Annotated in this window: 7 protein-coding genes and 1 CRISPR repeat array; all 7 genes read left to right on the forward strand. The window is 50.4% G+C overall.

The window, feature by feature from the left end:
* Positions 1-409: 409 nt before the first annotated feature.
* The 7 genes from BUA65_RS16840 to cas2 all read left to right on the forward strand — a co-directional run bounded on the left by BUA65_RS16840 (position 410) and on the right by cas2 (position 8536).
* Positions 410-2494 carry a TM1802 family CRISPR-associated protein gene (locus BUA65_RS16840; protein ID WP_072871454.1) on the forward strand — a complete coding sequence of 695 codons (2085 nt, stop codon included), beginning with the start codon at positions 410-412 and terminating at the stop codon, positions 2492-2494.
* Positions 2495-2516: 22 nt separating this feature from the next.
* Entirely contained in the window at positions 2517-3458 is a 942-nt protein-coding gene (locus tag BUA65_RS16845; protein ID WP_072871456.1) for a CRISPR-associated protein, read from the forward strand.
* Positions 3459-3486: 28 nt separating this feature from the next.
* A complete protein-coding gene (gene cas5 / locus BUA65_RS16850; protein ID WP_072871458.1) occupies positions 3487-4221 on the forward strand; it encodes a CRISPR-associated protein Cas5 in 735 nt (244 codons plus the stop codon).
* A complete protein-coding gene (locus BUA65_RS16855; protein ID WP_072871460.1) occupies positions 4209-6617 on the forward strand; it encodes a CRISPR-associated helicase/endonuclease Cas3 in 2409 nt (802 codons plus the stop codon). Before cas5 ends, BUA65_RS16855 begins: the two co-directional genes overlap by 13 nt.
* On the forward strand, positions 6592-7122 hold the full coding sequence (gene cas4 / locus BUA65_RS16860; protein ID WP_072871462.1) for a CRISPR-associated protein Cas4: 531 nt from the start codon (positions 6592-6594) through the stop codon (positions 7120-7122). Before BUA65_RS16855 ends, cas4 begins: the two co-directional genes overlap by 26 nt.
* 37 nt (positions 7123-7159) lie before the next feature.
* Entirely contained in the window at positions 7160-8155 is a 996-nt protein-coding gene (gene cas1b / locus BUA65_RS16865) for a type I-B CRISPR-associated endonuclease Cas1b (RefSeq protein WP_072871464.1), read from the forward strand.
* Between the two features lie 117 nt (positions 8156-8272).
* The gene (gene cas2 / locus BUA65_RS16870) at positions 8273-8536 is read left to right on the forward strand and encodes a CRISPR-associated endonuclease Cas2 (RefSeq protein WP_072871467.1); all 264 of its coding nucleotides are present in this window, start codon (positions 8273-8275) and stop codon (positions 8534-8536) included.
* Positions 8537-8681: 145 nt separating this feature from the next.
* Positions 8682-8975: a CRISPR direct-repeat array (repeat unit 30 nt; unit sequence GTTTGGAGCCTACCTATGAGGGATTGAAAC).
* The last annotated feature ends 2 nt before the right edge of the window (positions 8976-8977 follow it).

Genomic DNA, 8977 nt, shown 5'->3' on the forward strand with positions numbered 1-8977 from the left:
GAGAGGGGTGGTCTGTCCTTTTTTAGCTGCCTTTTATTGTCAGAATAAGTTTTTGATCATTTTTTAGCGATAGTTCAGGGCTAATTTCCCATTTATACTCCTCAGGAGTTATTTCTTACCAGCCTGGAACTTGAATTTTGCAGGTTACACCAATTTGGTACAGTCGCAAAACCACCAGCTAACTGTCAGATATTAACATAAACCTATGGGAAAAATGACACCCCCTGCCATGGACGAAAATGGTCTTAAGAAAAAAATTGTCCCTTGGGGAAGGAAAATGAGCAAAAGTATCAAAATAGGGAAGTAAAGGTTGTTGTACCAAATTTTATCGACATTTTTCGTCATAGTTTTTTCGTCATAGTTACTCATACCAGTGCCTCCAACTTTGTTTAAGGGAGGGTGTAATTGTTTGTTCATTGAAAAGCTGGTAGCCCAGGGTCGTCCCTTTCTGGCCCACGGCATGTCTCCCGCGGAGACCCTGCGGCAGATTTCGGATGTCAAAGAGCAAGGACGCTTTTTAGAAAATGTGATTGTGATTGAGGTGGAAGGGGAAGAGAAGTTTAAAGCAGATGCTTTACCTTTACAGACCTGGGGCAGGTATGATGAGCAAGGGGGTACAAGGAGGAAAAAGAAAATAATTTTTCAAGCTGAAGTAGACCGGGGATTGGGCACGCCTTTTATCATTGTCAGTGGCGGAAACAAAAGGGCCCCCCAGGGCAGGTATGGTGTACCTGTCTATCCGGTTTTTCCCAGCCATATACCCCTGCTTGCTGCCAGTGAGAAGGAAGCCCGTAGCTTCTGGCAGGGTCGGCTTAAAAGGACTATGAGCTTGCCGAGAGTGTTCTCCCAGGATGAGGAAATGCATCTTGCCGGGTTGTTGAAAAGAGCCGCGGTGGAGGTAGCAAAAAAGGTGGAAGAAAGCTCAAACCAGGGCCATGCTTTAGTGGTGTTGGTTTTGCCGCAACCGGAAGGCCCCTACCGTTACGCTGATAAAATGCCGGTAAAAGGCGACCGCGATTACACCCTGGTGGGGGAGAGCGTCCTTAATCCGGGAAAGTATATTGTGGCCCATTTGCCCACCGTGGCCAGGTATTTTTGGGCTTCCAAAATGGAAGAAGGGGCGGAGAAAGGGAAAAGGGAAAGGTGCTCTTTGTGCGGTCGGGAGGGGGAAGCGGTATCTGCATACAGTAAAGCCTGGCCGTTGCTGGCCCCCACGTGGCATCCTCCCATTTCCGAGGAATTAAAAAAAGGCAAAAACATAGACTTAGCTGCTGCCATCGGGGCATTGTGCCGGGAATGTTATTCTTCACTGATTGTCGGCGCCGGTGTTTTCGACGAGCTTTCCACCCGTTTACCCCTATCCTTGACCAGGGAACTTTTTGTACCCGTGGCTTCTGCCGGGGGAAGGGAGGTAGCCAGGAAGTCTAAAAGTCAGCCTCCGGGTATCTGGGGATGTGCTCTCGTTGTTTCCCTTTTTGCCGAACAAGGGGAGGAGCAGGGTGAATTTTTTACTGATGCCTTAAAAACTTTAAGGCTCAAACAGATTCGCCCGGACAGGCAGGACCGGCTTATAACGGCCATAACGGGTTTTGAAGCCGTGTTGCCCGATGAATTTAACTCCGACCAGTACCGTCTTACGCTAATTTACTATTCCGGCAACCCGGCCCAGGGAGATGTGCACCTGAGGGCGGTCATTGAAGATGTGCTCCCTTCAACAGTGAGCAGGCTTTTAGATTACATGCCCCAGGTGGCGGAAGAAGCGGTACATGTGCGACGCCGCCTGGTGGGTGAACGTAACGAGGAACAACGGGATGGACGCTACGACTCCCTGTTTTACCTGCTTACCAGGGCTTACGGGGGATGTTATTTATGGCATGCCCTGCGTTCTGTTCTGCACAGGAGACCCATTGCCTGGGATGCTTTTACTGCCGGGGCCGCCGCCCGGATGAACGGTTGGGCCCGCCTGGGCGATGAAAAGCTCAGTTACTGGAATTTGCGGGATGAGGTTATCTTTTACCTGGCGTTCCGCCGTTTTTACAACCTGTACAACAGTTTGCTGCCGGGAGGGGGAAGAAAAGTGGGTGATTGGCGGGAGATGTTGAATAAGGTATCGAGTGTTCCGCCAGCAGAGCTTTCTTTTGATAATGTAGAGGAGCTCGGCTTTGCCGCGGGGTATCTTGTACGACTTTTTGACCGCTGGTACTGGACGAAAACAGGTGGAGACAGGGGTGGTAAGAATTTCGTAAAACATAGAATAATGGCCTTTGGTTCCAGCCTGACTCCGGAAATGATCTGGAAGAAAGGGTTGAGTCGTTTCCAGGAATATGCCTTGAAGCTGGACATGGGGTTGCCGGATGATTTCCGCCGCCGGGCGGGTGTGGTGGAAAGCGAATACCGGCGTTTAAAGGAACATGTCATGGCCCGTAAAGACGATTTCATAGGAGCCTTCTGGAGCGGCTATGCGCTGGCTTTTCCAGCAAAGCAATCCGATTAAATTTACTGGGGAGTGAGAGAAAATGACGGTGGCCACCGGAGAAATTTTATTTGTTAAGTCCGTTAAAGACGGCATTCCAAACAGGGACCCACTTAACGACAGCGATGCCCGGCGCATCTTTGGAGAGGAAGACGGGCGCATATCCCTTTCCGATGTGAGCATAAAAAGGGATGTGCGTGACTATGTCCTGGCCAAATACCCGGATGGCGGTCCCGATAAACGCTACTTCGTCTGGTGCAGGGGAGAGCGTACTCCCGAGGGGAAACTGTATGATCGGGATAAACTGGCAGAACTCATTTTAGAACGGGCGGGGCGTAAAAATGAAACGGACGAAGAACAAGCCTTGTTGAAATCATCTTTTGACATGCGGGTCTTCGGTGCTGTGTTCAGCGTGAAGAACAAAAGTTTCCATAAAACGGGGCCCGTTCAATTCGGCTGGGCCCACTCCCTGCATCCCGTAGAGACGAAATATGTCCAGGGTACCGTGGTCATGCCCAGTGGCGAACAGGCCGGGCAGGGTACCATCTGGACCACTTATATTCTTCCCTTTGCCGTCTTTGCCATGCCGGGAGTAATCAACGCTACTATTGCTCAAGAGAACAAAATGAGTGAAGCCGACGTGGAGTTATTGCTGGAGGGATTGTGGAAAGGCACCCTTTACCGCCAGGCCCGGGGCAGGGGATTGCAGCAGCCCTTGCTTTTAGTTCATGTGGAATACAATGATCCCTTCTTCCGCATCGGTTACCTGGAAGATTACATAACCCTGGAGCCGGGTAGGGAAGCATGGCTGGGTGCTAGCCCCCCAACGCAGCTGTCCGACGTAACCCTGGACGTCAGGGAACTGGCAAAAATAACCGGTCCGGACGGCCCCTTTGCCTCCCGGATTAAGAGGGTTCGCTGGTGGAAAAACCCGGAGTTAAGATTACTAGGCGAGCTTTCCGGCAGCGAGGAAAAGATGTGGTAGGCGCGTCTTGGAAGGGGGTGCCGCAGCATTGACCGATTACCTGAAAGTATTGATCTTTTCCTTACGGGGTAAAACCGCACATTTCCGGCAACCCGATACCATCATCACCCAGGCGACCTATCCTTTTCCACCCCGGCCAACCCTGCACGGGCTTTTAGCTTCGGTTTTGGGGATTGACTTTTCCACAAGGGAAGGAAAGGCCTTTCTCAATGACCCGCATTTTATAGGCCTGTCCCTCCTTTCACCTGTACGCACCGTATGTGTGCAGATGTCATTGCTGGGCAAAGGCTTTGTCAGCGGAGAGGGGGATTTTTTTAACCGCCCCACCGTGGTGGAGATGGTGGTTGAGCCCCGCTACCGCGTTTACTATGCCGGTAAATGGGTAGAAGAATTATCCGAAAAAATACGTGCCAACAAAAGCGTTTACCACACCTATTTGGGCAGCGCCTACTGCCTTACGTTTCCCGAATACGAGGATACAGTAGAAGCCAGGTTGTTGCAACCTGTGCCCGAAGATCCAATCCCTGTGCATACCGTGGTACCACGGGAGCTGGCGGCCCACATAGCTCTGGAGGCGGGAGCTGCCTATGCCGCGGCAAGGGCCATGCCCTATCAACATTGCGGCGGAAGAATCTTCGAGAGAACCGTTACGGTGCTTTACGAGGAAAAGGGTGAAACTTTAAAGGTTCGTTTCAAGGAGAAGCCGCCATTTCCCTACCTTGCCGTAGAACTGCCGGGGGGAGAAGTTGCGTGTCTGTGGTGAAGGCTTATCCCTTATCCGAGTGTATCGCCCGTCCTAAGGGACCTGGGGGAGAAGATTATCCGCTGGTCGATCACCTGCTGGCCGTAGCTAATGGTATGGGCAATCCTCAAGAAGACATTTATGACCGTTTACGTTTCCTGGCCGGGCTTTTACATGATGCGGGAAAAAGCCGTTACAACTGGCAGGAGTATATTCGCGGGCGCGGTAAAGGAGTTCCCCACGCCTTTGCCGGGGCCATGCTTTTCGCCGTGTGTTTGGACGAACTCATAAAGAAGTGGGACTTAAAGCTAAAGGAAAAACAGGCCCTCCTCCATCTGGGGGTGGGCCTCGTCCACTTCCTTTACGAGCACCACGGTGAGATACCCGATATCAATGATTGTTACCCACCCTGGACAGGAGGTTTTGTACCTTCTGATTTAAAAGAGTGTGATTTGGAAGGTATATTTACCCTGGTGAGAAAATATTTCCCGGAGCTGGATGAAAAAAGATTTTCATTTACCGCCCTTGACGAGAGATTGCAAGAAATTAATTTACGCTGGAAGAACTGGTTTCAGAATGCATGGCGCCATGTAGACAGATTGCTGGAAAGCGGCAACCGCTATGCCGTAGGTGCGCGGCTGTGCCTTCAGCGGGAAAATGCCCGTTTAATTGCCGCCGACCGCTTCCATGCTGCAGGCGTCCGGGTTGATGAACTGCCGGAAGAATATATCTCACCCGGCCTGGCCCGCCAGGTGCAAGCCAGGATAGAACAATTTTGCTCCGACCGGAAGCAAGTTTTAACAGCGGCCGGGGCCGACCGGTTGTTGCTGGGTGCGAGGGAAAAATGGCGGAGAAAGGCGGTAGAGGCATTTGCCCGGGAATGGGGTAATGGTGTGTTTACCCTGGAACTGCCCACGGGATATGGGAAGACCCTCACCTCTTTGAGCATAGCCCTGAAGGCCATCGAATTGGGGTTGTGCAGGCGCATCGTTTATGTAGCGCCATATATCTCCATTCTCTCCCAGGCGGCAACGGAAATCCAGGGTTCCACGGGTTTAAATGTGATGACCCATCACCATATTTCTACACTGCAAAGGCTAATGGAAGAAGAGCGGGACGAAGATGTGCTTCTGGAATCGTGGCGGGCTCCTGTGGTGGCCACCACGTTCAACCAGCTGTTCCGCGCCCTTTTCCCCTCCCGGGCCCAGCATACCTTGAGGCTTCACGGTTTAAAAGACTCCTTTGTTATTGTGGATGAACCTCAAATTATCAGTGCCGGCGTCTGGAACCTCTTTTTAGCTCTGATGGAGGCAACTACCGCGGAACTGAACACCAAAGTTCTCCTCACTACTGCCACCCTCCCGGAGCTGGAAGGGGGTATTTTCAATTCGGCTGTATCCCTCGGAAAAGCCGAAGTTGTGATTGCCCGCTTCTCCGTAGAAGTCCGGGGTGAGGGGGATGAAGAGTACCTGGCCCGGGAGGCTGTAGAGGCCTACAAGGATTATGGGTCGGTAGCGGTAATCTGCAATACCGTTAAGGATGCGGCGGAGGTTTACCGGTGGTTAATAAAATTAGTCCCTGGCGAAACTGTTTATTTTCTTTCCGGCAGGCTTACCCCCCTGCATAAAAAGGCGCGCATCGAGGAGATCAGGCAGGCGTTGAAAAATGGTTCCAGGGCCCTGGTGGTTTGTACCCAGGTGCTAGAAGCGGGAGTGGATTTAAGCTTTCGCGTCGTGTTTCGAGCCCTGCCGGTTATACCCTCTGTAGTACAGGCGGCCGGGAGGTGCAACCGTCACGGGGAAGGGGAAACCGGACGTTTATACGTGCTGAACTTATTGCGGGGAGGGGAAACTGACACACGTAATTATGTCTACCGGGACCCGGATCAAAGGGAAGTTACAGATAAGTGTTTGACAAACTATCCTGTTTTTTCGGAAGATGAGGCATCGCGGGTGGTGCGGGAATTTTACCGTGAATGTTTTCGCCGCAACACCCATCAGGCCGTCCTGGAGAAAATCCTGGAAGCTGCCTCGGGCTATTACTCTGCTCCCGCAAATGTGCATCCGTTCGGTCCCGAGGTTCCCGGGTACGGCATCTTTGTACCCAGGTGGTGGGGTGAACCACCAGAGATAATTAAGACTGCTTTGCGGAAATTCCATATTTCCCGTCCTGATGAAATCTGGGAGTTGTATGCAAGCAAAGATTTTCTAAGGTCGTTAAGCTTTATGGAGAGAAAAGCTTTCATGGGGTTGATGAACCACTTTGTCGTCCAGGTCCCCGCAGAAGTGGCTCAAGAAATCGGTGAGCCTGCTTCCAACAGGTCATTGTTGCGTTTGAGATATGATTCCCGCTACCGGGATGACACGGGCCTTTCGGTGGTGGATATGAAAGATGAGCACGAAGCCTGGTTTATCTGAGCGGTCTGGAGAAATTGGCGTAAGCGGAACGCTAGTTTGGTACTACTACATCTGTCCCCGACAGGTGTGGTTGATTGCCCACCAGCTTACACCGGATGCGGAGGACGATAACCTGGCCATTGGGCGTTTTATCGGGGAAATGTCTTATGCCAGGGAAAAAAAAGAACTGGCCGTAGGATCCAGCAAAATGGATGTTTACCACATAGCCAACGGTGAACTGGTGGTGGGGGAAGTCAAGAAGAGTTCCAAATACCGCCACAGCGCCCGCATGCAGCTGGCCTTTTATTTGAAAGAATTACATAGCCGGGGCATACCGGCACGGGGAGAGTTGCGCTTTCCAAAAGAGAAAAAACGGGAGGATGTGGTTTTAGATGAAGAAACTTTAGAAGAACTGGAAAGGGTGGAGCGGGAGATCCTGCGCATTGTGTACCTTCCACAACCACCACCACCGTCAAAAAACCGTTACTGCAAAAAGTGTGCTTATGCCGAGTTTTGCTGGTCTTAGAGAGTACTATTGATTTTTCCGTCAGGGTGGATGGTGCATGAAGAAAACCTTTTACATTTTTTCCAGCGGGGATTTTCGCCGGAAAGATAATACCCTTTACTTTGAGACCGAGCAAGGGGAAAGACGATTTATTCCCGTTGAGGATACGGCCGAGATCATGGTCTTTGGTGAAGTAGCAATAAATAAAAGATTTTTGGAATTCCTTTCTCAGAAAGAGATTGTGCTGCACTACTTCAACCATCATGGATACTACATGGGGAGTTTCTACCCGCGGGAACACCTGAACTCAGGTTATATGACTTTAAAGCAGGCCGAGCACTATCTGGACCAGGAAAAGCGCCTGACCATTGCCCGGTTGCTGGTAGAAGGTGCGGCCAAAAATATTCTGCGCGTGCTGAAATATTACAGCGCCCGGGGGAAGCAGGTTGAGGAGCAAATTGAGTCCATACAAAAACTGCTGCCGGCAGTTGGTGAGTGCCATGAGACCGCAGCTCTCATGGCCATAGAAGGGAATATGCGGGAACACTACTACCGGGCCTTTGATGAAATCATTGGCCTTCCGGATTTCATTTTTGAAGCACGCAGCCGAAGACCGCCGAAAAATTATTTAAATACCCTGATTAGTTTTGGCAATTCACTTCTTTATACGATCTGTTTATCGGAAATTTACCGCACCCATCTAGATCCTCGTATTGGTTATTTACATACTACAAACTTCAGGCGTTTTACCCTGAACCTTGACCTGGCGGAAATTTTTAAGCCGGTAATTGTGGACCGGGTCATTTTCACCCTTTTAGGGCGGAAAATGATTACAGCAGACGACTTTGAGCGCGGCACCGAAGGTATTTTAATGAAGGACAAAGCGAAACGCTCCTTCGTGGAGCAATTGGAAGAAAAGCTGAAAACCACCATCAGCCACCGGGAAATAGGCAGACCGGTTTCTTACCGCAGGTTGATTCGCCTGGAATTGTACAAGCTGGAAAAGCATCTCATGGGCGAGAAAAAGTATGAGCCTTTTGTAGCTACGTGGTGATAAGCATTTAGCTTTTTCACCACTGGTATGGGGGCCACGTGACTTTAATAGCCATTTTTCGCCCCGAAATGTTTTTGGACTGAATGGTGCATGGTGTTAGAATGGTGGTGTGCAACATTGTTCATCATTCTAGTCTATGATGTTAACGTGAAGAGAGTAAGCAAAGTCCTTAAAACATGCCGCAAATACTTGCATTGGGTGCAAAATTCTGTTCTGGAAGGAGAAATTTCCGAGGCAAACCTGAAAAAGCTGAGAATGGAATTAAACCGTCTTATCGACAAAGAGGAAGATTCGGTAATCATTTATAACCTGAGAACCACAAAATACTCTACTAGGGAAATTTTGGGACTAAAAAAGGGAGGGGAAGAACAAATAATTTAGGCATAGACGGCTCTTTTTTTGTCGTCGACCTTCGATAGAGTAAAAAACCTGGGGGGTCGACGACAAATTTTTTCACGGAGAGCCCGGAATACCCTTGATCTGGAGCATGAAAGTAGTAAAATAATAGCAAGCGAAGGGCAGATAAGTTTGGAGCCTACCTATGAGGGATTGAAACACGAAAAAGTCCCGCCCGGGGTTGCCGGTGGGCGGGACGTTTGGAGCCTACCTATGAGGGATTGAAACTTCGATAAGGACTCGCTTAACCGGAAAGACTTCCAGTTTGGAGCCTACCTATGAGGGATTGAAACTCGTACCGGGCCGGGTCGTATATCCCGGTGCCGGTGTTTGGAGCCTACCTATGAGGGATTGAAACCCGAAAAGATGCGGGCGCTGAAGGAAGTGGAGACTGGTTTGGAGCCTACCTATGAGGGATTGAAACAG

Source organism: Desulfofundulus thermosubterraneus DSM 16057, from assembly GCF_900142025.1.
Taxonomy (GTDB): Bacteria; Bacillota; Desulfotomaculia; order Desulfotomaculales; family Desulfovirgulaceae; genus Desulfofundulus; species Desulfofundulus thermosubterraneus.